Below are 26175 nucleotides of genomic sequence, written 5' to 3'. Positions count from 1 at the left end.
GGTGGCAATGCTGCGCGTCACACCATGACCTCAGAATCGGACGCCGAGTGGTCAGAGCAGCATTTCTGCGCTGCGGACATCCCGGGACGTGTGTGTAGTGCAGAGCGCTGGCGCGTGAGGAACGACAGGTGTCAGTCCTGAGCGTGAGAGGTGATCCGTCACGCCGTCACGCCGTCACCCGCGCCTCGGCTTCCAGACGAATGATGGCCTTGTCCAGATCGTCCAGAGCGTCCTCGGTGTGCGCAGCGTTCTGCTTGAGCAGGGTCTCGGCGCGCTGGCAGGCGGTGCGCAACTGCGGGACACCGCAGTAACGCGTTGCGCCGTGCAGACGATGAATGCGTTCGATCAGCGCCTGTACATCCTGACTGGCCCGCGCCACACGGATAGCCTCGCGGTCGGCGTCCAGCGAGGCCAGCAGCATGGCCAGCATGTCGGCGGCGAGATCCGGCTTGCCTGCGGCCAGGCGCAGCCCTTCTTCAGGGTCCAGCACCAACGGCCCGACATGCACTTCAAGCGCTTCATTCTGGCGTTCCGGTGCCGGGTTGCGCAGCGCCAGCCCCGTCCACTTGAGAACCACTTGCGCCAGTTGTCGTTCGCTGATCGGCTTGGTCAGGTAGTCGTCCATGCCGCTTTGCAGCAGCGAGCGTTTTTCATTGGCCATCGCGTGGGCCGTCAGCGCCACGATCGGCAGCGAGCTCTGATTGCGCTCGGCCTCCCAGGCGCGAATCGCTTCGGTAGCCTGGCGTCCGTCCATGCCGGGCATCTGCACATCCATCAACACCAGATCGAACGCCTCCTGCTGCACGGCATTGACCGCCGCATAGCCGCCCTCGACAGCCACGACTTCTGCGCCCATGTCCTCAAGCAGGGTCTGCACCAGCAACAGGTTGGCCGGGTTGTCGTCCACGCACAGCACCCGCGGCGCACGGCTCGACAGTGGCGGGCCGATGTCGGCGCGGATCGCTCGCGGCGCGATCAGTTCGGACAAGGCTTTTTGCAGCTTGCGGGTACAGGCAGGCTTGGCCTGTAGCTGGGTATAGACATCGTGAACGGCCAACTGGAACAACGCGTGCTCGGTGGTCGGGCACAGCACCATGACCTTGCAGTTGAGGTTTTCCAGGTCCCAGATGTGCTGGCGTAGCCGTTCCGGGGATATTTCCAGTGCGGTCACGCCGAGCACCGCCAGATCGATGGCTGCCGGAGTTTCGTGAGCCGCCGTCACCCCGTTGAGCAGGTTTTCGAGGTTGTTGAAGACGATGGTGTGCAGGCCGCAGTCTTCCAGTTGGTGCTCCAGCGCCTGGCGCGCCAGGTCATGATGTTCAAGCACCGCGGCACGCAGCCCTTCCAGCGGAATATTGAGCGATTCTTCCTTGTCTTCACGGGCCTTGGGCAGTTTCAGGCTGATCCAGAATTCCGACCCTTCGCCCGGTGTGCTGTCGACACCGATTTCGCCGCCCATCTGTTCGATCAGACGCTTGGAAATCACCAGCCCCAGCCCGGTACCGCCCGGCTGGCGCGAGAGCGAGTTGTCGGCCTGACTGAACGCCTGGAATAGCGCCCGCACGTCCTGACTGGACAGCCCGATCCCGGTGTCCTGCACGCTGATGCGCAGTTGCGCGTGCTCTTCGGTTTCGTCCTCGAGCATGGCGCGGGCGACAATGGTGCCTTCACGGGTGAATTTGATGGCGTTGCTGACCAGATTGGTCAGGATCTGCCGCAGGCGCAGCGGGTCGCCGGACAGCGCCAGTGGCGTGTCGCGGTACACCAGACTGACCAGTTCGAGCTGCTTGGCATGCGCCGCCGGGGCGAGGATGGTCAAGGTGTCCTGAAGCAGATCGCGCAGGTTGAACGGGATGTTATCGAGCACCAGCTTGCCGGCCTCGATCTTCGAGAAGTCGAGAATTTCGTTGATGATGCTCAACAGGTTGTCGGCGGACTTCTCGATAGTGCCCAGATAATCGAACTGACGCGGCGTCAGCTCGCTTTTTTGCAACAAATGGGTGAACCCCAGAATGCCATTCAGCGGCGTACGGATTTCATGGCTCATGTTGGCGAGGAATTCGGATTTGATGCGGCTTGCTTCAAGGGCTTCCTTGCGTGCCAGATCCAGCTCGATGTTCTGGATTTCAATGGTTTCCAGGTTCTGCCGGACGTCCTCGGTCGCCTGATCGATGCTCAGTTGCAGTTCTTCCTGCGCATTCTGCAAGGTGGCTGCCATGCGGTTGATGCCCGATGCCAATTCGTCCAGCTCCCGGCTGCCCAGCGGCGGCAGGCGGGTTTCGAGATTGCCGTCCTTGAGCTGCGACACAGCCTGCTTGATCTGGCTCATTGGCCCGTTGATGGTGCGGCTCATGCGTACGGCAAGGGTGGCGGTGCACGCCAGTCCGGCCAGGATCAGCAGCAGGCTGGCAAACAGGCTTCGATAGCCGCGCAGCAGCGTGCCGTTATGGGATATTTCCAGCTCGACCCAGCCCAGCTGGGTATCGGCTTCGGCCGGAATGATCGGGCTGGTCAGGTGGCGTTGATTGCCGAATACCGGCAGCAGGTAGCGCGTGGCGTCGGTCCCGGTCGAACTGAGCAACTGCGAGCCGCTGCCGATCGGTGAGGGACTGATCATGGTCGGCCCGGCGTGGGCCAGTGGCGTGCGATCGACATCGAGAAACGACACGGCGCGCACGTCGCTTTGTTCCAGAGTCTGGGTCGCGATGCGACTCAGCAGCACCTTGTCCTTGCGCCCCAGTGCGTTGGCTGCCAATGGAGCAAGATCCTGAGCAATCATTTCGCCACGTTGCAGTAGCTGGCTTTGCAGCTCGCTCAACTGCATCCAGGTGAAATAACCACCGAGCATCGCAGCCATCAGGCTGGCGGGCAGGATTGTCAGTAGCAGCACACGGCCTTTTATACCCAGCTTGGTCAGCACGCTTTTTCTCCGGCAACACGTATCAGTCCGTCGATATCAGGCATCGGCTGCCCGGCGGTATCGGCACAAGGGGCTGAGTTTAGCCATTTACCGGGGGGTGGGCATATAACTCTGTGCACAACGGCCAGCTGTCGGTGGTGGAAATACCTATGCTTATTCTTTTTGGGAATAAACAGCGCACTTTGCGTGATATGGGCTTTGGGCGTTTGCCGTTATGATAGGCACCCCCCGCAGTCTGGATTGCGAAGACGCCATGACCCTGCAGTATCAAACCATTGCCGATTGCGTCGGCAACACCCCGCTGGTGCGTCTGCAACGCATGGCGGGTAACACCAGCAATACCCTCTTGTTGAAGCTTGAAGGTAACAACCCCGCTGGCTCGGTAAAAGACCGCCCGGCATTGTCGATGATCACCCGTGCCGAGTTGCGCGGCCAGATTCATCCGGGCGACACGCTGATCGAAGCCACCTCCGGCAATACCGGCATCGCACTGGCCATGGCCGCCGCGATCAAAGGCTACCGCATGATCCTGATCATGCCGGACAACTCCAGTGCCGAGCGCAAGGCGGCGATGACCGCCTATGGCGCCGAGCTGATTTCGGTCAGCAAGGACGAAGGCATGGAAGGTGCTCGTGATCTGGCCGAGCGCATGCAGGCCGAAGGCCGCGGCAAGGTGCTCGATCAGTTCGCCAATGGTGACAACCCCGAGGCGCATTACACGTCCACCGGTCCGGAAATCTGGCGGCAGACGGCGGGTACCGTTACCCATTTCGTCAGCTCAATGGGCACCACCGGCACCATCATGGGCACTTCACGCTACCTCAAGGAGCAGAATCCCGAGGTGCAGATCGTCGGTCTGCAACCGATGGAGGGCGCTTCGATCCCGGGTATTCGCCGCTGGCCGCACGAATACCTGCCGAAGATTTACCAGTCGGACCGCGTTGACCGCATCATCGACATGGGCCAGACCGAAGCGGAAGACACCATGCGCCGACTGGCACGCGAAGAGGGCATCTTCTGTGGCGTTTCGTCGGGAGGCTCAGTCGCTGGAGCATTGCGTATTTCCCGCGAAGTCGAAAACGCCGTGATTGTGGCGATCATCTGTGACCGAGGCGACCGTTACCTGTCGACCGGTATCTACGATTCGCCCAACTGATGGCCAGGCATGAACGAGGTCTGCGCTTTCAGCCCACGGGCGGCGTCAAGACCGCGCAGATTCCTGCCGGTAAAAAACAGCGGCTGAGCATTGAGCGACTGTCCGACGACGGCCGCGGTATTGCCTTTCTCGACGGCAAGACCTGGTTTGTCGCCGGGAGCCTTGCAGGCGAGGAGGTCGAGGCCCGGGTGCTCAATGCACGTGGCAAGATTGTCGAGGCCCGTACCGAGCGGGTCTTTGCCGCCAGCGACATGCGCCGCGCGCCGGCCTGTGATTATTTCGGTCGCTGCGGTGGCTGCAGTGTTCAACACGTGCCCCATGAAGAGCAGCTTGCCCTGAAACAGCGCATGCTCGCCGAGCAGTTGCTGCGCGTGGCGAACGTGGTGCCGGATGAATGGGCCGCGCCGTTGAGCGGGTCCGAACTGGCCTATCGTAGACGCGCGCGGGTCGCGGTGCGCTGGGATGCCAAGGCCAAAAGGCTGGACGTGGGCTTCCGCGCGGCCGCCAGCCAGGACATCGTCAACATCGAAGAATGTCCGGTGCTGGTACAGGCCTTGCAACCGATCATGAGCCAGTTGCCTGGCATGCTGAAAAGCTTCAGCAAACCGCAGGTGCTGGGTCACGTCGAGCTGTTCAGTGGTTCTTCGACCGCCGTGTTGCTGCGCCATACCGCGCCGCTCGCCGATGCCGACCTGGCCAGCCTGCGGGCGTTCTGCTCGATGCACGGTGCGCAGCTCTGGCTGCATGGCGACGGCGAGCCCCAACCGGTCAGCGCGGGCGATACGCTGGGTTACCGGCTGGAGCCGTGGAACCTGCAACTGGCCTGGCGACCGGGAGATTTCATTCAGGTCAACGCGGCGGTCAATACCGCGATGATCGAGCAGGCCCTGCAATGGCTGGCACCTGCGAAAGATGAACGGGTGATGGATCTGTTCTGCGGTCTGGGCAATTTTGCCTTGCCGCTGGCCGGTCTGGTGAAGGAAGTGGTGGCGGTCGAAGGCGTTGCGACCATGGTCGAGCGTGCAGCCGTCAACGCAATGAGTAATGATTTGCACAATGTGCAGTTTTTTCAGGCGGACCTTTCCCAGCCGCTGACACATGCCGACTGGGCAGCGGAAGGGTTTTCTGCGGTACTCTTGGACCCGCCGCGTGACGGGGCCTTTGAAGTGGTTCGCCAGATCAGAAAAACAGGTGCCCGGCGACTGCTTTATGTGTCATGCAACCCGGCAACTTTGGCTCGTGACGCGGTCGAACTGATCAGTCAGGGCTACCGATTAAAACGTGCCGGAATTCTCGATATGTTTCCTCAGACGGCGCATGTCGAGGCGATGGCTTTATTTGAAATGAGTAAGTGAGCGGCGTTCACTGGAACGAGGTCGTTGCTGACAGGGAATCTCATTTAATCCGACTGGCCCGCGAATGCCGGTCCTTGCTTGCCCGGCAAGTGGCATTCGCTCAGAAGGCTGGCGACTGATGGCGCTATTCATCGCGCCGTAGGGAAGGTAAGCAGCATGGTACAGGTGAGAGCGAACCAGCCGATAAACACAGACGGCAGTATCAATCTCGACGCGTGGCTCGATCATATTGTCAGCGTCGACCTGGTCCTGGACCGGGAAGTCATGAAACAGGCCTGTGAATTTGCCCGGCAAGCCGAGCAGAACGACAAGGCCCACAAGAATCATTGGGCAGAGGGCACCTCCAGTTTCCAGACCGGTCTGGAAATCGCGGAGATCCTCGCTGACCTCAAGCTGGATCAGGACTCGCTGGTTGCGGCGGTTATTTACCGTGGCGTGCGTGAAGGCGTTATCCCGTTACCTGAAGTCGAGCAGCGTTTCGGCGCGACGGTCGCCAAGCTGATCGACGGCGTGCTGCGCATGGCGGCGATCAGCGCCAGCCTCAGCCCTCGTCAGTCATTGGTGCTGGGCAGTCAGGCGCAGGTCGAAAACCTGCGCAAGATGCTGGTGGCGATGGTCGACGACGTTCGGGTTGCGCTGATCAAGCTGGCCGAACGCACGTGTGCGATTCGGGCGGTAAAAAACGCCGACGACGAAAAACGCAACCGGGTGGCCCGGGAAGTCTTCGATATCTATGCGCCGCTGGCTCACCGTCTGGGCATCGGCCACATCAAATGGGAGCTGGAAGACCTGTCTTTCCGCTACCTGGAGCCTGATCAGTACAAGCAGATCGCCAAGCTGTTGCATGAGCGCAGGCTGGACCGCGAGCGCTTCATCAGCGACGTCATGTCCCAGCTCGACAACGAGCTGCAAGCCACCGGTGTGACGGCTGATATCAGCGGCCGTGCCAAGCATATCTATTCCATCTGGCGCAAGATGCAGCGCAAGGGGCTGGCGTTCAGCCAGATCTATGATGTGCGCGCGTTGCGTGTGCTGGTCCCGGAAATGCGCGACTGCTACACCGCCCTGGGTATCGTGCACACCTTGTGGCGGCATATTCCCAAGGAGTTCGACGACTACATCGCCAACCCCAAGGAAAACGGCTATCGCTCGCTGCACACTGCGGTCATCGGGCCTGAAGGCAAGGTGCTGGAAGTACAGATCCGCACCCATGCCATGCACGAAGAAGCCGAACTGGGCGTTTGCGCGCACTGGCGCTACAAAGGCACCGACGTCAAGTCCGGCTCCAATCATTACGAAGAGAAAATTTCCTGGCTGCGTCAGGTGCTCGAATGGCACGAAGAGCTGGGTGATATCGGCGGGCTGGCCGATCAGTTACGGGTCGATATCGAGCCGGACCGTGTCTACGTATTCACCCCTGACGGCCATGCCATTGACCTGCCGAAAGGCGCGACACCCCTCGATTTCGCCTATCGGGTGCACACCGAGATCGGCCATAACTGCCGTGGCGCGAAAATCAACGGTCGGATCGTACCGCTCAACTACAGTCTGCAGACCGGCGAGCAGGTCGAAATCATCACCAGCAAGCACGGCACGCCGAGCCGTGACTGGTTGAACTCGAACCTGGGCTATATCACCACGTCCCGCGCGCGGGCCAAGATCGTTCACTGGTTCAAGTTGCAGGCCCGCGACCAGAACGTCGCCGCTGGCAAAACCCTGATCGAACGTGAACTGGCGCGCCTTGCGCTGCCACAGGTTGATTTCGACAAACTGGCGGACAAAGCCAATCACAAGACTGCCGACGACATGTTTGCAGCTCTGGGGGCGGGTGATCTGCGTCTGGCGCAACTGGTCAACCTGGCTCAGCAGCAGGTTGAGCCTGATCGCGTCAACGAACAGCTGGAATTGATCCCGCGCAAGGCCACCGGTTACAAGCCCGGCAAGCGTGGCGATATCCAGATTCAGGGCGTCGGCAACCTGATGACACAAATGGCCGGCTGCTGCCAGCCGCTGCCGGGCGATGCGATTGTCGGTTACATCACTCAAGGCCGTGGCGTCAGCATCCACCGTCAGGATTGCGCTTCAGTGCTGCAATTGGGTGGTCGTGAGCCCGAGCGGATCATTCAGGTCAGTTGGGGGCCGGTGCCGGTGCTCACTTATCCGGTGGACATCATTATCCGCGCCTACGACCGTTCCGGCCTGCTGCGTGACGTGACTCAGGTGCTGCTCAACGAGCGGATCAACGTGCTGGCGGTCAATACCCGCTCGAACAAAGAGGACAACACCGCGCTCATGTCGCTGACCATCGAGATTCCGGGTCTGGACGCGCTGGGGCGGTTGCTGGGGCGTATTTCCCAGTTGCCGAACATCATTGAAACGCGCAGGAACAGGACGCCATAAGCGTTGCCTGCGCTCACAGGGAGCCCCATGTATACAGTTCAAGACCTGCTGAACCTCATGAGCCGTCTGCGTGATCCGCAATCCGGCTGCCCATGGGATCTGAAACAGACGTACGCCAGCATCGTGCCGCATACGCTGGAAGAGGCCTACGAAGTGGCCGATGCCATCGAGCAGGGCGATCTGGACCACCTGAAGGGCGAGCTGGGTGATCTGCTGTTTCAGGTGGTTTTTTACGCGCAACTGGCCAAGGAAGAAGGCCGGTTTGAATTCGACGCTGTGGTCGACGGCATTACCCGCAAGTTGCTGCGTCGCCATCCCCACGTGTTTCCGACCGGCGAGCTGTACGCGCCAGCAGAAACGCCGCGCCTGACCGATGAGCAGGTTAACCTGCGCTGGGACGAGATCAAGGCCGAGGAACGTGCCGAAAAGTCTGGCGCGCCCGAACAGTTGTCGTTGCTCGATGACGTGCCGGTGGCCTTGCCTGCGTTGAGCCGCGCGGCCAAACTGCAGAAACGCGCCTCTCAGGTGGGTTTCGACTGGCCTGCGGCGCTGCCGGTGGTCGACAAGGTGCGTGAAGAACTCGATGAAATTCTCGAAGCCATGGTCGACAATGACGCCGCGGGCATTGCCGAGGAAGTCGGCGATCTGCTGTTCAGCGTCGTGAACCTGGCCCGGCACCTTAAAGTTGACCCGGAAACTGCGCTACGCTCGGCTAATAGCAAGTTCGACAGACGCTTCCGATTCATTGAACAGGCATTGCGCCACATCCAGCGTCCTATCGAAGAGTGCTCGCTCGAAGAAATGGACGCGTTGTGGGGTGAAGCCAAACGTCAGGAAAAAAGCACGCCCGGCTGTGGCTGAGTGTGCGGTAACGGTATAAGTGAGTAGACAATGAGCCTTTCCCTTCGCGATCAGTTGCTCAAGGCAGGTCTGGTCAACCAAAAGCAGGCCAAGCAGGTCGGCAAAGAAAAGCAGAAAGAGCAGCGTCTCGTGCACAAGGGGCAGGCTCAGGCCGACGACTCGCAAAAGCGTGCAGCTCAGGAAGCCATGGCCGAGAAGGCCAGACGTGATCAGGAGCTCAACCGTCAGCAGCAAGAGAAGGTCGAGCAGAAGGCGCGCACGGCTCAGGTCAAGCAACTCATCGAAGTGTCGCGCCTGCCCAAGCTGATCACCGAGGATTACTACAACTTCGTTGACGACAAGAAGGTCAAGCGGATCTCGGTCAATGCGCTGGTGCGTAACAAGCTCAGCAGCGGTTCACTGGCCATCGTTCACCACGGCGGTGGTTACGAGATCATTCCGCGCGAAGCTGCGCTGAAGATCCAGGAGCGCGACCCGCGCCGTATCGTGCTGCTCAACACCCCGACCGAAGCCCCGGATGCCGATGATCCGTATGCGGCGTATCAGGTGCCCGATGATCTGATGTGGTAAAAGGCTGACCCGTCATGACAAAACCCGCATTCAGCGGGTTTTGTCGTTTATGGGGCTGGTGCTTCCGGCTCGGAAGCGTTGCTCAGTGATTACCCTGGCTTTCCAGCGCTTCCAGCTCTTCCTTGTAGCGAAGGGCATCGGACTCTACGTGGAACATGCCCACCAGTTGATCCTGTTGATGCACGTCCCAGATCTGGATGCCGTCGGCCACGGCTTCGTGAGAGAGGTGGGCGTCGTCGCGTTCAGTAACTCTGACAGTCATAGTAGTAAGCTCCTGACTTTGATGGCCTTGATGGTTAGGCCTCTGGATACTGCGGCGATGTGTCGCAGGACTCTTTTATAGAATTTGTTAGCTCCCTAAGTAAATAGGCTGTTCAGGTTCCTCCGTGATCAAAAAATGACCGTTTGCCTACAGCCCTTGCATGGCGAGGCCTGCAGCGTAACAGCGGCAAAGTGAAGGATTTTTCATGTGCTTCGGCGTGGCGCAGAACCATGACGCAGAGCGTCAGGAAAGGCATTCCCACGCTGGAGCGTAGAAACGATAACCAACTCAACCATCGTTCAGATGCTCTGCGTCGTATGCCGTTCCGGACGCAGCTGCGTCTTCTTTGCGACGCGGAGCGTCGAGAGCTGCATTCCCACGCTGGAGCGTAGGAACGATAATCAGCCCAACCATCGTGCGAAGCTCTGCGTCGCATGCCGTTCCGGACGCAACTGCGTCCTCGATCCTCGTGGCCAATAAAAAGCCCCGCTGAAAAGCGGGGCTCTGTGTGGCGATGGGTCAGGGCAATCAGCTGCCTTTGACGGCCTTGCCGTTGACCGTGCCGTCGAGCAAGACGATGTTGTATTCCTTACCGTCGGTTTCGACCTGTTGCAAGCGCACCAGCAGGTAATCCCAGTCTTTGGCGAACCACAGCACGGTAGTGCGCTTGCTTTGCGTCGGATCACGCACGCGCTCGACCTTGATTGCATCGACCTGGCCGGTCTTGGTGGTGACTTTTTCCGAACCCAGCACGCGGAAGTCGTAGGTGTCTACTTCATCACCGTCGACCACCTGATAGCTCATGCTCTTCTTGCCGTCGGCGATGTCATGTTGCAACGCCAGCTGATACGTGGACTTGTCGAGGATGCCACGGTTGAGCGGCAGCTTGATCGCATCGCCACGGTCGGTGCCGGTAACGAATTTGGTATTCCAGTCGAACGCAAGATCAACCTTCTTGGATTTGCCCAGACCGCTGCGCTCGAAGCTGTAGGTCTGTGGCAACAACGTGTCCTTGTCGACTTTCAGTGTGCTGACTTCGGTCAGGCTGGCGATCATCATCGATGCCTTGAAACTTAGTGTCCAGGTGCCATTGGCCCCGGCTTCCAGGCTGCGTTCGGCAGTACCGCTCATCGGCAGCTGCTTCCAGTCGGCGGTGTAGCTGGCGGAGAAAGGTTGAAGGTCTGCAGCCTGTACCGCAGGCAATGCGAGCAGAGCGAAAGCGAAGAGCAGAGCGCGACGCATAATATCTCCTAATGTCGAATCAGATGGCCGCTGGCCGGGAGTAGCTGGCTATCCAGTAACGCACCTTGTTCGCCAAGGCTCAATCGGCCTTCGGCAAACCAGCGAATGGCCAGTGGGTAAATACGGTGCTCTTGAACATGAACCCGTTGCGCGAGCGCTGCTGGCGTGTCGTGCAACTGTACCGAAATAACTGCCTGTACGACCAGCGGCCCGCCATCGAGTTCCTCCGTGACAAAATGCACGCTGCAACCATGCTCGGCGTCGCCGGCTTCAAGGGCACGCTTGTGCGTGTGCAGACCTTTGTATCGCGGCAGCAGGGAAGGGTGAATGTTCAGCAGGCGGCCATGGTAGTGGCGGACGAACCCCGCGCTGAGGATGCGCATGAATCCGGCCAGCACCACCAACCGTGGCTCGAATGTGTCGATCAGTTCGATCAGCGCTGCATCGAAGGCCTCACGGCCTTCATACGCGGTGTGATCCAGCACGCAGGTGTCGATGCCGGCGTCTCTGGCGCGTTGCAGGCCGAACGCATCCGCACGATTGGAAATCACTGCGCGGATGCGGACGGGGCTGGCCCCGTCCTTGAAACTGTCGATCATCGCTTGCAGGTTGCCGCCGGTGCCGGACAGCAGCACCACGACATCGCAGATGGCTGGCATCAATGCGCCTTGAGGTTTTTCAGCTCGACCTGTGCCGCACCTTCGGCAGCGTCAGCGATCTGGCCGATCACCCATGGCTGCTCGCCAGCTTCGCGCAGAATCGTCAAGGCGGCTTCGACGTGTTCCTGAGCAACGCAGATGACCATGCCCACGCCGCAGTTCAGTACGCGGTGCATTTCGTTTTCGGCGACGTTGCCTTGCTGCTGCAGCCAGTCAAACACGGCCGGACGCTGCCAGCTGGCGACATCGACCACCGCCTGAGCGCCTTCCGGCAGAACGCGCGGGATGTTGTCGAGCAGGCCGCCACCGGTGATGTGCGCCATGGCTTTGACTGCGCCGGTTTCCTTGATCAGCTTGAGCAACGGCTTGACATAGATGCGGGTTGGTGCCATCAGCAGTTCGGTCAGCGGTTTGCCGTCCAGCTGGATGTTTTCGATATTGGCACCGGCTACTTCGATGATCTTGCGGATCAGCGAATAACCGTTGGAGTGCGGGCCGGACGAGGGCAGGGCGAGCAGCGCGTCACCGGCAGCGACTTTCGAGCCGTCGATGATTTCGGCCTTTTCCACGACGCCGACGCAAAAGCCTGCCAGGTCGTAGTCTTCGCCTTCATACATACCCGGCATTTCAGCGGTTTCGCCGCCTACCAGCGAGCAGCCGGCCAGTTCGCAGCCAGCGCCAATACCGGTCACCACCTGAGCGGCGGTGTCGACGTTCAGCTTGCCGGTTGCGTAGTAGTCGAGGAAGAACAGCGGCTCTGCGCCGCAGACCACCAGGTCATTGACGCACATGGCGACCAGATCGATGCCGATGGTGTCGTGCTTGTTCAGGTTCAGCGCCAGGCGCAGCTTGGTGCCCACACCGTCGGTGCCGGACACCAACACTGGCTGCTTGTAGCCAGCCGGGATTTCGCAGAGGGCGCCGAAGCCTCCCAGGCCGCCCATGACTTCCGGACGCTTGGTGCGCTTGGCGACGCTCTTGATGCGTTCGACCAATGCTTCACCGGCGTCGATGTCTACACCGGCGTCTTTATAGCTCAGGGAGGGTTGCTTGCTCATAAAAAATCCAGGCCTTTAGGGGGGATTCGGAGGTATCGACCGCTGCGTTGGGACCCGTTCAGCACCGCGCTGTCATGCGGTGGTAATGTTGGGCCGTGGCGATTGCCGGTCTGCGAAGGCGCGCGATTTTATCAGGCTTGCTCCCCAGGGGCCATCCTTGCGCCGACAACAGGGCGGTGTTGCACCAAATAAACCTGATGTGGCGTCAGCTGTCAGTGCGAGTGCAGACGTTTAAGGTGTACTTTATGCGCAAATTGAATGATTGGTGGCTCAAGGCTGTCCCAGACTTGCACACCTCCTGAAACAGCTTCTTTTTACTTTTTTCCGTTCGGGAACTGTCCATGCGTTTTTCCAGAATTATTCTAGCCGGCTGTCTGTCCTTGATCAGCCTCCCCAGCCTCGCCGAAACGGTCAGCAACCTTTATCAGGTTCGTGAACCGGTCAATGGCCAGTCGCCCGATGAGCGCACGCGGGCCACGCAGGCCGCCGTCGACACCCTGGTGCTGCGTCTGACCGGCGACGCCAAAGCTGCGCAGGGTTCGGCCATCGCCGCGTTGCGCAAGGATCCGCAGCAGATCATCAGCCAGTACGGCTACGAGGCCGGTCCACCGGAGACCCTGCTGGTGGACTTCGATCCGGCCACCACCGACCGCGCCCTGCGCGATGCCGGTTTGTCGATCTGGGGCAGTAATCGACCGTCGATTCTCGGCTGGTGGCTGAATGACTCGGTCGAAGGCTCGAATCTGGTCGGTGACGGGCAGGCGGCGGCCGAGCCGTTGCGCCGTGCTGCCCAGCACCGCGGCCTGCCGTTGCGTCTGCCACTGGCTGATTTGAGTGAACAGGGTATCGGTAACGCGAAAACGCTGGAGGGTACTGATCCTGCGCCGCTCAAGGAGGCTTCCGAGCGCTACGGTGCCGACGCGATACTGGCCGTGCACGCCAAGGAAGACGCTGGTCAGTGGCAGGGCAAGTGGCGCTTGTGGCTGGGCGATCAGCGGGAGCAGGGCACGGCGACCGGCGTTACCCCGGAGGCACTGGCTGATGCGGTGCTGCTGTCGGTGAGTCAGCGTCTGGCACCGCGTTTCGTCGCCAAGCCCGGTGCCTCGACCGGCCTGCTGGTGCAGGTCCAGGGCATGACGCTCGAGCGTTATGCACAACTGCTTCAGTTACTTGATCCCTTCGGCGTGCGTCTGAGCTCTGTCGACGGCGATAAAGTGGTGTTTGAAGTCAGTGGCAGCACCGAGCAACTGCGCTCGCAACTGTCGCTGGCCAAATTGCAGGAAGTGCCTGCAGGTGAAGCAGTTGCTGCAACACCGCCCGCTGCGCCTGTCGATGCTGCGGCTCCGGTTGCGCCTGCTGCAGGTGCTGCCCCTGTGCCCGCACCTGCCCCGATGATTGTTCCGGCGTCTGCGCCACAGCTTTATTTCCGCTGGTAATCCGGCAAAAACGCTTTTCCATTGGGTTGAGGGATGTTGATGACTGATACGCGGCGTTGGTTCTGGATCGGCGGCCTGGCCTTGCTGGTCGCTTTCGTGGTGCTGCTGCACACGATCCTCACCCCCTTCCTGGTGGCATTGCTGCTGGCTTATATGGGCGATCCGCTGGTGGATCGCCTGGAACGCGCCGGGCTGTCCAGAACCTTGAGCGTAGTGGCCGTTTTCGGGCTATTCACACTGGTGCTGATGGCGTTGCTGCTGGTGCTGGTGCCGATGCTGGCCAAGCAACTGTTCCGTCTTTATGAGCTGGCCCCGCAGATCCTCGACTGGCTGCAACACTCGGCGCTGCCGTGGGTACAAGCCAAGTTCGGTCTGGCAGACGGGTTCTGGAAGTTCGACAAGATCAAGGCTGCTATTTCCGAGCATATGGGCCAGGCCGGGGATATCGTTTCCGTCGTGCTGTCTCAGGCTACGGCCTCCAGTCTGGCGCTGATCGGCTGGCTGACCAATCTGGTGCTGATCCCGGTGGTGTGCTTCTACCTGCTGCGTGACTGGGACATCATGACCGGCAAGATCCGTGGTCTGCTGCCGCGTCAGCGTGAAGGTCAAATCGTCAAGCTGGCGGGCGAGTGCCACGAGGTGCTGGGCGCGTTCATACGTGGACAGCTACTGGTCATGGTCGGCCTCGGCGTGATCTACGCAGCCGGCCTGATGCTAGTCGGGCTGGAGCTGGGCCTGTTGATCGGGGTGATTGCCGGTCTGGCGGCCATCGTTCCTTATATGGGCTTTGTGATCGGCATTGGTTCGGCTTTGGTAGCCGGTCTGTTCCAGTTTGGCGGCGACCTGTACCCGATGATGGGTATCGTTGCTGTATTCATGATCGGTCAGGCCCTTGAAGGGATGGTGCTGACGCCATTGCTGGTGGGGGATCGTATCGGTCTGCACCCGGTGGCGGTGATCTTTGCGATTCTGGCGGGCGGTGAACTGTTCGGGTTTACCGGGATTCTGCTGGCCCTGCCGGTTGCCGCAGTGATCATGGTGCTGGTGCGCCATATGCATGATGTTTACAAGGACTCGGAAATCTACGCAGGCGCGGACGATCCCGAGCTGTAAGAGTAATCCGGGCTTCTTCGCTCACTGGCGAGAGGCCCGGACAGGCAATGCATGCATCACGTCAATCGGCCCTGCCCGACCCGCGCTTTACTCACTTTGACGCAAACCTTTGATTTTGCTTGAGGTCTGTCGCATTGTGCGACCAGCCCCACGGGTATAAACTTTGCGCTCTTTACACAGAGGCCCTTGACGGTTTGCATGAGCCGTTAGTCAGCATGAAACCGATTCAGCTGCCCCTGAGTGTGCGTCTGCGTGATGATGCCACTTTCGTCAACTACTACCCAGGCGCCAACGCCGCTGCACTCGGCTATGTCGAGCGGCTGTGCGAAGCCGACGCCGGCTGGACCGAAAGCCTCATCTATTTGTGGGGCAAGGACGGGGTAGGGCGTACGCACTTGCTGCAGGCTGCGTGCCTGCGTTTCGAGCAGATGGGCGAGCCTGCGGTTTACCTGCCACTGGCCGAAGTCATAGATGAAGGTATCGAGCTGTTCGACCATCTCGAACAGTACGAGCTGGTGTGTCTTGACGACCTGCAGGCTGTGGTTGGCAAACCGGACTGGGAAGAAGCCCTGTTTCATCTGTTCAATCGTCTGCGTGACAGCGGGCGTCGTCTGCTTATTGCTGCGTCGAAATCGCCCCGCGAACTGCCGGTCAAACTCCCTGATCTGAAATCCCGCCTGACCATGGCGCTGGTATTTCAGATGCGCGGACTGTCTGACGAAGACAAGTTGCGTGCGCTGCAACTGCGTGCTTCGCGGCGCGGCCTGCACCTGACTGACGAGGTCGGCCATTTTATCCTCACCCGCGGTACGCGCAGCATGAGCGCCCTGTTCGAGTTGCTCGAGCGTCTCGATCAGGCGTCACTCCAGGAAAAGCGCAAACTGACTATTCCCTTCCTTAAAGAGACGCTTGGGTGGTAGATCAGGCGCTGGTGATGCAGACGGCGGCAGCGCTGCGTCATGCACAACGGATTCTGGTAATCACCGGAGCCGGCCTGTCTGCTGATTCGGGGCTGCCGACCTATCGCGGGGTAGGTGGTCTCTACAACGGTAAGACCGATGATGGCCTGCCGATAGAAGTGGCCTTGTCCGGGCCGATGCTGCGCCGTGACCCTGAGCTGTGCTGGAAGTACATCGCCGAATTGGGCAAGGCCTGTCTTGGCGGTGAGCCCAATAGTGCGCATTACGCCATCGCTCAGTTGCAGCGCATCAAGCCCGAGTGCTGGGTGCTGACCCAGAACGTCGACGGTTACCATCGTGCTGCCGGGAGCCCGCCGGAGCGTTTGATCGAGATTCACGGGCAACTTTCACCCTTGTTCTGTCAATCCTGCGGAGCTGAAGATCCTCAACTGAGTGAGCATTTGCAGCGGCCATTGCCGCCTTTGTGCCGGATATGTAGTGGCATTCTGCGACCGTCCGTCGTTCTTTTTCAGGAAATGCTCCCTGATGGAGCACTGAAAACACTGTATGAACAACTGGCTAAAGGCTATGACGCAGTATTGAGTATCGGCACTACGGCAAGCTTCCCCTACATTCACGAGCCTGTCATTCGCACCAGAGTTTCCGGGGGTTTTACGGCAGAAATCAATCCGCAGCCGACCGATCACAGTGCGCAGATGGACGTCTTTTTGCAGTGCCGGGCGTCACATGTCATGGCCGAACTCATAAGTCACATCTAGTTCGATTGAATTTGCAAATCACCTTCATAAAAGGCATAGTCTCGCCATCTTAACTAGTCAGCCACGGTTGTGCCCATGCAGGTTGTTCGCTTCGCACCCCTCGTGCCTCTCGCACTCGTTACATTCCTCTTCGGTTGCTCGGCCAATATGCCGGTCGCACAGCATAAACAGGCCCAGCCCGTTCCGCGTTATCAGAGCGCCAACGCTGTGAATGCCCAGTCCGCAGCCCGTCGTGCCGACGCAGCAGCCTTGCAGGACGAGATTGCCACCGAAGACGAGTTGGCCCAGTTCTCCGACAACAAGTCTTACCAACTGCCGGTTCTGGCCGACAGTATCCTGGAACGTGGCAAATCCCTGATCGGTACCCGCTACAAGTTCGGTGGCACGTCGACTTCTTCGGGGTTCGATTGCAGCGGCTTTATCGGTTACCTGTTTCGCGAAGAGGCTGGCATGAGCCTGCCGCGTTCCACGCGTGAAATGATCAACGTCGATGCACCGCTGGTCTCGCGCAAGAACCTTCAACCTGGTGACGTGCTGTTCTTCAGCACCCGCGGCCGCGGTCGTGTCAGCCATGCAGCGATCTATGCCGGTAATCAGCAATTCATCCACTCCAGCAGCCGCCGCAGCGGCGGTGTGCGCATCGACAGCCTTGATGACGCCTACTGGAGCAAGACATTCATCGAGGCCAAGCGGCCTCTGGCAATGGCGCCAGGCACTGTCGCTGTAAAGTCGACGCCTGAGGCCACGCAGACAACGGCGATGACTTCGACTACAGTCAAGACCGCGCCAAAGCGGCGTAAATAAAATAGAACGCGCAGAACAAGGCCTTCGGGTCTTTCTGCGTTTTTGAGCTTCTCGGCAGCGTAAGCCGCATCCGGATAGGTTGTTGTGGTTATGTCGATTGCGTTGCGCCTGATAGTCATCTCTGTTGCTGCGTTGCTGGGGGCCTGTGCCAGCGCGCCGCCACCGCCCAAAGCACCCCGGATCGTTCAGCGTCCGGTGGTTACTGCTCCTCCCCAGATTCTTTCTCCAGCCGCCGAAGACGTGCTGTTTCGCGCGCTGGGGCTGGTCGGCACGCCTTATCGCTGGGGCGGCAACACGCCAGACTCCGGTTTTGATTGCAGCGGCCTTATAGGTTATGTCTATCGTGATGCGGCGGGTATCTCTCTGCCGCGCTCCACGCGCGAGATGATCGTGATGGGCGCACCGAATATTCGGCGCGAGCAATTGCAGTCGGGGGATCTGGTGTTTTTCGCCACATCGGGCGGTTCGCAGGTTTCCCATGCGGGGATCTACGTCGGCGAAGGCCGCTTCGTGCATGCCCCGGCCAGCGGCGGCACGGTCAAGCTCGATAGCCTAGACAAGCCCTACTGGCAGAAAGCCTACCTCAACGCCAAGCGCGTCATTCAGCCAGCCAATCTGGCGCAGATTCGGCCGTAGCGCTTCGCCTGCTCGCAATCTGCCTGGAACCTGCCGCCAAAACATATCGTGCGACGCCCCGCGTCGCCATGCGGTTCAGGATGCTCTGCGTCCGCTTGCGACGCAGAGCGTCGAGAACTGCATTCCCACGCTGGAGCGTAGGGAACGATAATCTCAACTAGCGTGCGATGCAGAGCGTCGAGAACTGCATTCCCACGTTGGAGCGTAGGGAACGATAATCTCAACTATCGTGCGATGCAGAGCGTTGAGAACTGCATTCCCACGTTGGAGCGTAGGGAACGATAATCTCAACCGTCGTAAGACGCTCCGCGTCGCACCCCTGCACTCGGCGTTACTGCGCAGCCTTGGCTGACGTCACGCGCCATATCTTGTTGCCCACATCATCCGCCACCAGCAACCCGCCACGCTGGTCATTGACCACGCCAACCGGGCGGCCCATGGCTTTTTCGTCCTTGTTGAGAAAGCCGGTCAGCACGTCGACGGGTGCGCCGTTGGGCTTGCCGCCACTAAATGGCACAAATACCACTTTATAGCCGCTGTGCGGTTTGCGGTTCCATGAGCCGTGCTGACCGATGAACAGGCCTTCATTGAATGGTGCGGCCAGGGTTTTGCCGTCGGCGAACACCAGGCCCAGCGAAGCCGTGTGCGGACCGACTGCATAATCCGGCGCGATGGCTTTGGCGACCAGTGCCGGATTCTGCGGCTTGACGCGTTCGTCGACGTGTTGGCCATAGTAGCTGTAAGGCCAGCCGTAGAAGGCGCCGTCCTGTACCGAGGTCACGTAGTCCGGCACCAGATCGCTGCCGATTTCGTCACGCTCGTTGACCGCCGTCCATAGCTTGCCGGTTTTGGGCTCCCAGTCCATGCCGTTGGGATTGCGCAGTCCGGAGGCGAAGATACGGTGGTTGCCGGTGGCGGCGTCCACTTCCCAGATCGCCGCGCGACCTTCTTCCTTGTCCATGCCGTTCTCAGCCACGTTGCTGTTCGAGCCCACGGTGACGTACAGCTTGCTGCCGTCCTTGCTGGCGATGACGTTCTTGGTCCAGTGATGATTGAGCGTGCCGCCCGGCAGGTCGACCACTTTGGTCGGCTGCGCGCTGATCGAGGTCTGGCCTGTTTCGTACGGGAAGCTGATCAGGCGATCGGTGTCGGCCACATAGAGCTTGTTGCCCACCAGCGTCATGCCGAACGGCGAATTGAGGTTTTGCAGGAAAACGGTACGGGTTTCTGCAACGCCGTCCTTGTCCAGATCGCGCAGCAAGGTAATCCGGTTGGCGCTTGGCACGCCGGCACCGGCTCGGCCCATGACCTTTTCCATCACCCAGCCGCGAATCCCCTTGGAGTCATCCGGTTTGGCCGGGGAATTGGTTTCTGCCACCAGCACATCACCATTGGGCAGTACATAGAGCCAGCGTGGGTGGTCCAGATTTTCAGCGAACGCGGCCACCTGTGTGCCCGGCGCGGCGACCGGCCGGGCACCTTTTTCCCAGCCTATGGCGGGGGCAATGTTGACGGTCGGGATCAGCGTCTTGTTGGGCTCCGGCAACTTGGGCGAGGGGCCTGTTCCATCCGAGACTTGCAGGGTCGAAGACTCGCCGCAGGCAGCGAGGCCGCCGGCAACCAGAAGCAACACTGCGTAGTGGGGTCTGAGTTTGAACATGGTGAATCTCCATAAACAAGGGCGTGGTCCAGTAATTGATAGAGGCACTGCCAACCATCTAGGTTCAATCACGTTCCAGAGCGACGGTGTCGATTGACGCTCCCAGCCCAACCCTCTACCCTTCGCGGTTTGTTTCAGGTGCTCTGCAATCCTTGATTGGCAGGGTGAAACAGGGAAGCCGGTGTGGATCCCCAGATCCGATCCCGGCGCTGCCCCCGCAACGGTAAATGAGCCAAGGCTGTGCCTGACGCCACTGTGTTTCGACATGGGAAGGCGCGCAGCCGGGGGTGACCCGCTCATGAGCCCGGAGACCGGCCTGAACCACTCAATGGCATCACGGAGGGTGATGTTCTGTGCAGGGCGTTGCCGTGCTGTTCAGTGCTGTCCTTCCGTCTGTTGTCGCCTGCCCCGAGCGGAGAACCCAGATGAACGAATCCCCCGAACGCGACGAACGCCATCTGGCGCGCATGCAGCGCAAGAAAGCCGTGATGGATGAGCGTATTGCCAGCTCGCCCAACGAGTGCGGCCTGCTGCTGGTATTGACCGGCAACGGCAAAGGCAAGAGCAGCTCGGCATTCGGCATGCTCGCCCGGGCCATGGGCCATGATATGCAGTGCGGCGTGGTGCAGTTCATCAAAGGTCGCAACAGCACGGGCGAAGAGCTGTTCTTCCGGCGTTTCCCCGAGCAGGTGCGCTATCACGTGATGGGCGAGGGCTTCACCTGGGAAACCCAGGATCGCCAGCGTGACATCGCCGCCGCCGAAGCCGCCTGGGCGGTGTCTCGGGAGATGCTCCGCGATCCGCGTATCGGCCTGGTGGTGCTCGATGAACTGAACATCGCCCTCAAGCATGGCTACCTCGACCTTGAACAGGTGTTGAGCGATCTGCAGGCTCGCCCGCCGATGCAGCATGTGCTGGTTACTGGCCGCGGTGCCAAGCCCGAATTGATTGACCTGGCTGATACGGTTTCCGACATCGGCGTGGTCAAGCATGCGTTCCAGGCCGGCATCCGGGCGCAGAAAGGTATCGAGCTGTGAGCCATTCCTTATTGAGAACCGCGTTATGAGAGCTCCGCGTGATTGCCCTGCAGTTTTGATCGCCGCGCCAGCGTCCGGACAAGGCAAGACCACCGTCACGGCTGCGCTGGCACGTTTGCATCGCAACCAGGGGCGCAAGGTCAGAGTATTCAAGTGCGGCCCTGACTTTCTCGACCCGATGATTCTCGAGCGGGCCAGCGGTTCGCCTGTCTACCAGCTGGACATGTGGATGGTGGGTGCCGACGAAAGCCGTCGCCTGTTGTGGGAGGCTGCGGATGAAGCAGACCTGATCCTGATCGAAGGCGTTATGGGGCTGTTCGACGGCACACCGTCCAGCGCCGACCTGGCCCGTCATTTCGGCGTGCCGGTCCTCGGGGTGATCGACGGCACGGCCATGGCGCAGACGTTTGGTGCGCTGGCGCTGGGCCTGGCGCGTTATCAGCCGGACCTGCCGTTTGCCGGCGTGCTGGCCAACCGCGTCGGCACGGTACGCCATGCGCAGTTACTGGAGAACAGCCTGACCGAAGGCCTGCGCTGGTACGGCGCACTGTCCCGGGAGGTCGGTTTCGAATTGCCCAGTCGCCATCTGGGGCTGGTTCAGGCCAGTGAACTCAACGATCTGGACGTGCGTCTGGACATGGCCGCCGCGGCGCTGGCCAGCACCTGCGAAGTGGCCTTGCCGCCCGCCGTGACCTTTACTGCGCCCGATCCGGTTCAGGTCGAGCCGCTGCTCGCCGGTGTGCGTATTGCTATCGCCCGCGACGAAGCCTTTGCCTTTATGTATGGCGCAAGCCTGGACCTGCTGCGAAACATGGGCGCGGAACTGAGTTTCTTTTCGCCGATCCATGATCGCGAGCTGCCGGAGGCCGACAGCCTCTACCTGCCCGGCGGCTACCCGGAACTGCACCACGTCGCGCTGGCGGAAAACCTGGCCATGCAGGCATCAATCAGGGCGCACCATATCGCCGGCAAGCCGATTCTGGCCGAGTGCGGTGGCATGCTCTATCTGCTCGAAGCCTTGACCGACGTGGAGGGTGTTCGCGCCGAACTGGTCGGCTTGCTGTCCGGTGAAGCGGTCATGCAGAAGCGTCTGGCGGCGCTGGCCTTGCAAGCGGTCGAGCTGCCCGAGGGCACGTTGCACGGCCACACCTATCATCATTCATTGACCAGCACCGAGTTGCAGCCGATTGCCCGAGGCGTCAGCCCCAATGGCGGACGCGGAGCAGAGGCGGTCTACCGTCTCGGTCGCCTGACGGCGTCATACGTGCACTTCTATTTTCCTTCCTGCCCCCAGGCGATTGCAGCGCTGTTCAAACCATGACCGAGCAAGCGTTCAGCCCGCAAGAGCGGGCTGCGGTGTACCGCGCTATCGCCGAACGCCGCGACATGCGTCACTTCATTGGTGGCACCGTGGCCCCCGAGTTGCTGGCGCGGGTGCTGGAAGCCGCCCATCAGGCACCCAGCGTCGGGCTGATGCAGCCGTGGCGCTTCATTCGCATCAGCGACCCGTTGTTGCGCGGCAAGATGCAGGCGCAAGTGGAAGAGGAGCGCATTCGCACCGCCGAGGCATTGGGCGAGCGCTCCGACGAGTTCATGAAGCTCAAGGTCGAAGGGATCAATGACTGCGCAGAGGTGCTGGTCGCTGCGCTGATGGAGGGGCGTGAGCAGCACATTTTCGGCCGTCGCACCTTGCCGGAAATGGATCTGGCCTCGCTGTCCTGCGCCATCCAGAACCTCTGGCTGGCGTCCCGTGCAGAAGGTCTGGGTATGGGCTGGGTGTCGCTGTTCGATCCCGAGACGCTGGCCGAATTGCTGGGTATGCCCGACGGCGCCAAGCCGCTGGCAATCATCTGCCTGGGGCCGGTCAAAGAATTTTATCCGACGCCGATGCTGGTAATGGAAGGCTGGGCGCAAGCGCGTCCGCTGCATGAGCTGCTGTATGAGAATCAATGGGGAGTGAGTCAATGAGTGTGGCGCTGTTGAGCGTTGCCGGTGTCGCGCTGGATGCGTTACTCGGTGAGCCGAAACGATGGCATCCGCTGGTGGCATTCGGGGGCCTTGCCAATCGGGTCGAGCAGCGTTTCAACAGCGGTGGCCGCGGCTGGCGCAGTCATGGCGTTACCGCGTGGGTTATCACCGTAGTGCCGTTCACGCTGCTGGCGACGCTGCTGAGCTGGTTGCCCGGTATCGGCTGGTTGTTCGAGATACTGGCGCTGTATGGCGCGCTGGGTATGCGCAGCCTGGGCGAGCACGTTCAACCCGTGGCGCAAGCGCTGCGCAGTGACGATCTGGTCGAGGCGCGTCAGCGGGTCGGTTATCTGGTCAGTCGTCAGACCAGCGAGCTGGATGCCACTGAAGTGGCCCGCGCAGCCACCGAATCAGTGCTGGAGAACGGCAGTGATGCGGTATTCGCGGCGCTGTTCTGGTTTGTTGTCGCCGGTGCGCCGGGCGTTGTGCTGTACCGGCTGAGCAATACGCTGGACGCCATGTGGGGATACCGCAACGAGCGCTTTGAGCGTTTCGGCTGGGCTGCGGCAAAGATCGACGATGTGCTCAACTACGTGCCTGCGCGGCTTGTGGCATTGACCTACGCGCTACTGGGCAAGACCCGCCTGGCGCTGCGCTGCTGGCGCACTCAGGGACCGACCTGGGACAGCCCCAACGCCGGTCCGGTCATGGCGGCCGGCGCGGGCGCGCTGGGCGTCGAACTGGGCGGGGCGGCGATCTATCATGGTGAGCTGCATCAGCGTCCGCCATTGGGTGAGGGTGCGCCTGCCGATGCCGACTCGATTGATCGTGGCTGGCAACTGGTGCAGCGCGGCGTCTGGTTGTGGTTGCTGGTCATCTGCCTGGCAGCTGAATTTTATGCTTGAGCACGGCGGCCGGCTGCGCGCGGCGGCGCAGCATTACGGGATTGATCTGGCCGAATGGCTGGACCTGTCCACCGGCATCGCGCCTTGGGCGTGGTCCATCCCGGAGATCCCGGCGCGCGCCTGGGCGCGCCTGCCCGAGACTGATGATGGCCTTGAAGCGGCGGCCTGCGCCTATTACGGGGTGTCGCGCTTGTTGCCGGTGTCTGGTTCGCAGGCCGCGATTCAGGCATTGCCTCGGGTGCGCAGCGGAGGGCGGGTCGGCGTGCTGTCGCCATGCTACGCCGAGCATGCACATGCGTGGCGCAAGAACGGTTTTGTGGTACGTGAGGTCGGTGAGCAGGAGGTCGAGTACTTTCTCGACAGCCTTGACGTGCTGGTGGTGGTCAACCCGAATAATCCGACCGGCCTGCACCTGAGCGCCGAGCGTCTGCTGGAGTGGCATGCCCGACTGGCAGAGCGCGGTGGCTGGCTGGTCATCGACGAGGCGTTCATGGATAACACGCCAGGCATGAGCCTGGTTGCCGAAACCTGGCGCATCGGGCTGATTGTGCTGCGCTCGTTCGGCAAGTTCTTCGGTCTGGCGGGTGTCAGACTCGGCTTTGTCATGGCCGAGCCGGTTTTGTTGAGAATGCTGGCGCAGGAAATAGGCCCCTGGTCTGTCAGCGGGCCGACCCGGATCGTCGGTCAGATGTGCCTGAGCGATACGGCGGGGCAGGCCCGGCAGCGTGAACTCAGTGAACGGGCCCGCGACCGTCTGGTGGCCCTGCTCGACCGGTTTGGTTTGGGCCCGCAGGGAGGCTGCGCGCTGTTTCAATGGCTGGTGACCCCTGAAGCGCAAACGCTCTATGAATTCTGTGCGCGCCGAGGCGTGCTGTTGCGCCTGTTCAAGGGCGGCACTCCCGAGTCGGCCAGCCTGCGCTTCGGTCTGCCCCGTGACGAGGCCGACTGGGTGCGGCTGCATACTGTTCTGCTTGAATACCGCAAGGAATACCCATGACCACGCTGATGGTACAAGGCACCACCTCCGATGCCGGTAAAAGCACACTGGTGACTGCGCTGTGTCGCTGGCTGACCCGGCAGGGCGTCGAGGTTGTACCGTTCAAGCCGCAGAACATGGCGCTCAACAGCGCAGTGACGGCGGACGGCGGCGAGATCGGCCGTGCGCAGGCGGTGCAGGCGCAGGCGTGCCATCTCGAACCGCACACCGACATGAACCCGGTGCTGCTCAAGCCCAACAGTGATACAGGCGCGCAGGTGATCATTCATGGTCGCGCCGTCACCACCATGAACGCGGTGGCCTATCACGGCTATAAAGAGATCGCCATGCAGGCGGTACTGGAGTCGCATCGGCGGTTGGGCCAGCGCTACCCGGTGATCATCGTCGAGGGCGCGGGTTCGCCGGCCGAAATCAACCTGCGCGCCAATGACATCGCCAACATGGGCTTTGCCGAGGCGGTCGACTGCCCGGTGCTGTTGATCGCCGACATCAATCGCGGCGGCGTCTTCGCCCATCTGGTCGGCACGCTGGAGTTGCTGTCGCCCAGTGAGCAGGCGCGGGTCAAGGGTTTCATCATCAACCGTTTTCGCGGTGACATCGCCTTGCTGCAACCGGGCCTGGACTGGCTGGAGGCACGCACAGGCAAGCCGGTAGTGGGCGTACTGCCTTACGTGATGGATCTGCACCTGGAAGCCGAAGACGGTCTGGATCAGCGTCAGACCGACAAGCTCGAACAGGTCCTCAACGTGGTCGTTCCGGTGCTGCCGCGCATCAGCAATCACACCGATTTCGACCCGTTGCGCCTGCATCCGCAGGTCAACCTGCAATTCGTCGGCCCCGGCCAGGACATTCCGCCCGCTGACCTGATCATCCTGCCCGGTTCGAAGAGCGTGCGCAGCGATCTGCAGTACCTGCGCCGCAATGGCTGGGACACGGCCATCGAGCGGCATTTGCGCTACGGCGGCAAGCTGATGGGGATCTGCGGCGGCCTGCAAATGCTCGGTGATCAGGTGCACGACCCGCTGGGTCTGGAAGGCGCGCCCGGGTCCAGTCCGGGCCTTGGTTTACTGGCGATGAGCACGGTGCTGGAAGCGGAAAAGCAATTACGCAATGTACGTGGCCGTCTGACGCTGGAAGACGCCGACGTCAGTGGTTACGAAATTCATGCCGGCGTGACAACCGGGGCAGCGCTGGAGCAGGCAGCCGTCCGGCTGGACGATGGTCGTTGTGACGGCGCGCAAAGTGTCGACGGGCAGATTCTGGGCACTTATCTGCATGGTTTGTTCGAAGCGCCCGCCGCCTGCAGTGCCTTGTTGCGCTGGGCGGGCCTGGAGAACGTCCAGTCGGTCGACTATCACGCGTTGCGCGAGCGCGACATCGAACGTCTTGCGGATCTGGTAGAAAAACATCTGGACGGCGCGTTGCTTCGTGAGCTGTGCGGCCTGGAGGCGAACTGAA

General features: G+C 61.0%; 23 protein-coding genes and 1 riboswitch. Of the genes, 17 read left to right on the top strand and 6 right to left on the bottom strand.

Translation table 11 applies throughout. The annotated features are described in order from the left end of the window. Positions 1–166: 166 nt before the first annotated feature. On the bottom strand, positions 167–2920 hold the full coding sequence (locus MME58_RS19015; protein ID WP_055006453.1) for a response regulator: 2754 nt from the start codon (positions 2918–2920) through the stop codon (positions 167–169). A gap of 253 nt (positions 2921–3173) precedes the next feature. Between MME58_RS19015 and cysM the strand changes: the two genes are divergently transcribed. The 5 genes from cysM to MME58_RS18990 all read left to right on the top strand — a co-directional run bounded on the left by cysM (position 3174) and on the right by MME58_RS18990 (position 9262). Next, complete coding sequence (gene cysM, locus MME58_RS19010) at positions 3174–4076, top strand: cysteine synthase CysM (RefSeq protein ID WP_055006452.1); 903 nt, start codon at positions 3174–3176, stop codon at positions 4074–4076. Then, on the top strand, positions 4076–5431 hold the full coding sequence (gene rlmD / locus MME58_RS19005) for a 23S rRNA (uracil(1939)-C(5))-methyltransferase RlmD (RefSeq protein WP_055006451.1): 1356 nt from the start codon (positions 4076–4078) through the stop codon (positions 5429–5431). Before cysM ends, rlmD begins: the two co-directional genes overlap by 1 nt. Positions 5432–5587: 156 nt before the next feature. After that, entirely contained in the window at positions 5588–7831 is a 2244-nt protein-coding gene (gene relA, locus MME58_RS19000; protein WP_004657204.1) for a GTP diphosphokinase, read from the top strand. A gap of 27 nt (positions 7832–7858) precedes the next feature. Continuing rightward, positions 7859–8692: a nucleoside triphosphate pyrophosphohydrolase gene (mazG, locus tag MME58_RS18995; protein ID WP_055006450.1), complete on the top strand. Its 834-nt coding sequence runs from the start codon at positions 7859–7861 to the stop codon at positions 8690–8692. Between the two features lie 30 nt (positions 8693–8722). Beyond that, positions 8723–9262: a DUF2058 domain-containing protein gene (locus MME58_RS18990; RefSeq protein WP_054986317.1), complete on the top strand. Its 540-nt coding sequence runs from the start codon at positions 8723–8725 to the stop codon at positions 9260–9262. Between the two features lie 82 nt (positions 9263–9344). Here the strand turns inward: MME58_RS18990 and MME58_RS18985 are convergent, their stop codons facing one another. The 4 genes from MME58_RS18985 to purM all read right to left on the bottom strand — a co-directional run bounded on the left by MME58_RS18985 (position 9345) and on the right by purM (position 12483). Next, complete coding sequence (locus MME58_RS18985; RefSeq protein ID WP_002554613.1) at positions 9345–9524, bottom strand: hypothetical protein; 180 nt, start codon at positions 9522–9524, stop codon at positions 9345–9347. A 528-nt stretch (positions 9525–10052) separates the two neighbouring features. Beyond that, the gene (locus MME58_RS18980) at positions 10053–10766 is read right to left on the bottom strand and encodes a DUF3108 domain-containing protein (RefSeq protein ID WP_054986318.1); all 714 of its coding nucleotides are present in this window, start codon (positions 10764–10766) and stop codon (positions 10053–10055) included. A gap of 8 nt (positions 10767–10774) precedes the next feature. Next, positions 10775–11425: a phosphoribosylglycinamide formyltransferase gene (gene purN, locus MME58_RS18975; protein WP_054986319.1), complete on the bottom strand. Its 651-nt coding sequence runs from the start codon at positions 11423–11425 to the stop codon at positions 10775–10777. After that, the gene (purM, locus tag MME58_RS18970) at positions 11425–12483 is read right to left on the bottom strand and encodes a phosphoribosylformylglycinamidine cyclo-ligase (RefSeq protein ID WP_054986320.1); all 1059 of its coding nucleotides are present in this window, start codon (positions 12481–12483) and stop codon (positions 11425–11427) included. The genes purN and purM overlap by 1 nt, the downstream gene beginning before the upstream one ends. Positions 12484–12824: 341 nt before the next feature. Between purM and MME58_RS18965 the strand changes: the two genes are divergently transcribed. From MME58_RS18965 to MME58_RS18940, 6 genes are all read left to right on the top strand, one after another. Beyond that, positions 12825–13919 carry a DUF2066 domain-containing protein gene (locus tag MME58_RS18965; protein ID WP_054986321.1) on the top strand — a complete coding sequence of 365 codons (1095 nt, stop codon included), beginning with the start codon at positions 12825–12827 and terminating at the stop codon, positions 13917–13919. Positions 13920–13958: 39 nt separating this feature from the next. Continuing rightward, entirely contained in the window at positions 13959–15032 is a 1074-nt protein-coding gene (locus tag MME58_RS18960) for an AI-2E family transporter (RefSeq protein ID WP_054986325.1), read from the top strand. 215 nt (positions 15033–15247) lie between these two features. Further along, positions 15248–15952 (top strand): DnaA regulatory inactivator Hda, encoded by a 705-nt coding sequence (gene hda, locus MME58_RS18955; protein ID WP_054986322.1) that lies wholly within the window; start codon positions 15248–15250, stop codon positions 15950–15952. Then, positions 15946–16710 carry an NAD-dependent deacylase gene (locus tag MME58_RS18950; RefSeq protein WP_162491462.1) on the top strand — a complete coding sequence of 255 codons (765 nt, stop codon included), beginning with the start codon at positions 15946–15948 and terminating at the stop codon, positions 16708–16710. Before hda ends, MME58_RS18950 begins: the two co-directional genes overlap by 7 nt. A 75-nt stretch (positions 16711–16785) precedes the next feature. Continuing rightward, positions 16786–17514 (top strand): C40 family peptidase, encoded by a 729-nt coding sequence (locus MME58_RS18945; RefSeq protein WP_082427525.1) that lies wholly within the window; start codon positions 16786–16788, stop codon positions 17512–17514. Between the two features lie 90 nt (positions 17515–17604). Then, complete coding sequence (locus tag MME58_RS18940) at positions 17605–18150, top strand: C40 family peptidase (protein ID WP_054986324.1); 546 nt, start codon at positions 17605–17607, stop codon at positions 18148–18150. A 331-nt stretch (positions 18151–18481) separates the two neighbouring features. Here the strand turns inward: MME58_RS18940 and MME58_RS18935 are convergent, their stop codons facing one another. Next, the gene (locus MME58_RS18935; protein ID WP_055006448.1) at positions 18482–19810 is read right to left on the bottom strand and encodes a PQQ-dependent sugar dehydrogenase; all 1329 of its coding nucleotides are present in this window, start codon (positions 19808–19810) and stop codon (positions 18482–18484) included. A gap of 119 nt (positions 19811–19929) precedes the next feature. Next, positions 19930–20144, top strand: a riboswitch (cobalamin riboswitch). 91 nt (positions 20145–20235) lie between these two features. Here MME58_RS18935 and cobO point away from each other — a divergent pair. Genes cobO through MME58_RS18905 form a run of 6 tightly spaced genes read left to right on the top strand, consistent with a single transcriptional unit; the run spans position 20236 to position 26174 of the window. Next, complete coding sequence (gene cobO, locus MME58_RS18930; protein WP_055006447.1) at positions 20236–20847, top strand: cob(I)yrinic acid a,c-diamide adenosyltransferase; 612 nt, start codon at positions 20236–20238, stop codon at positions 20845–20847. Positions 20848–20872: 25 nt separating this feature from the next. Next, positions 20873–22168, top strand: coding sequence for a cobyrinic acid a,c-diamide synthase CobB (locus tag MME58_RS18925; RefSeq protein WP_054988365.1), 1296 nt, complete (start codon positions 20873–20875; stop codon positions 22166–22168). Then, a complete protein-coding gene (gene bluB, locus MME58_RS18920; RefSeq protein WP_055006446.1) occupies positions 22165–22815 on the top strand; it encodes a 5,6-dimethylbenzimidazole synthase in 651 nt (216 codons plus the stop codon). Before MME58_RS18925 ends, bluB begins: the two co-directional genes overlap by 4 nt. Continuing rightward, positions 22812–23720: an adenosylcobinamide-phosphate synthase CbiB gene (cbiB, locus tag MME58_RS18915; protein WP_055006445.1), complete on the top strand. Its 909-nt coding sequence runs from the start codon at positions 22812–22814 to the stop codon at positions 23718–23720. The genes bluB and cbiB overlap by 4 nt, the downstream gene beginning before the upstream one ends. After that, positions 23713–24717 (top strand): threonine-phosphate decarboxylase CobD, encoded by a 1005-nt coding sequence (gene cobD / locus MME58_RS18910; protein ID WP_055006444.1) that lies wholly within the window; start codon positions 23713–23715, stop codon positions 24715–24717. The genes cbiB and cobD overlap by 8 nt, the downstream gene beginning before the upstream one ends. Next, on the top strand, positions 24714–26174 hold the full coding sequence (locus MME58_RS18905) for a cobyric acid synthase (RefSeq protein WP_055006443.1): 1461 nt from the start codon (positions 24714–24716) through the stop codon (positions 26172–26174). Before cobD ends, MME58_RS18905 begins: the two co-directional genes overlap by 4 nt. Position 26175 lies beyond the last annotated feature (1 nt).

This window comes from Pseudomonas syringae pv. tagetis, assembly GCF_022557255.1.
Taxonomy (GTDB): domain Bacteria; phylum Pseudomonadota; class Gammaproteobacteria; order Pseudomonadales; family Pseudomonadaceae; genus Aquipseudomonas; species Aquipseudomonas caricapapayae.
Note: the sequence above shows the minus strand (reverse complement) of the source record. Positions and strands in the feature narration are given on the sequence as shown.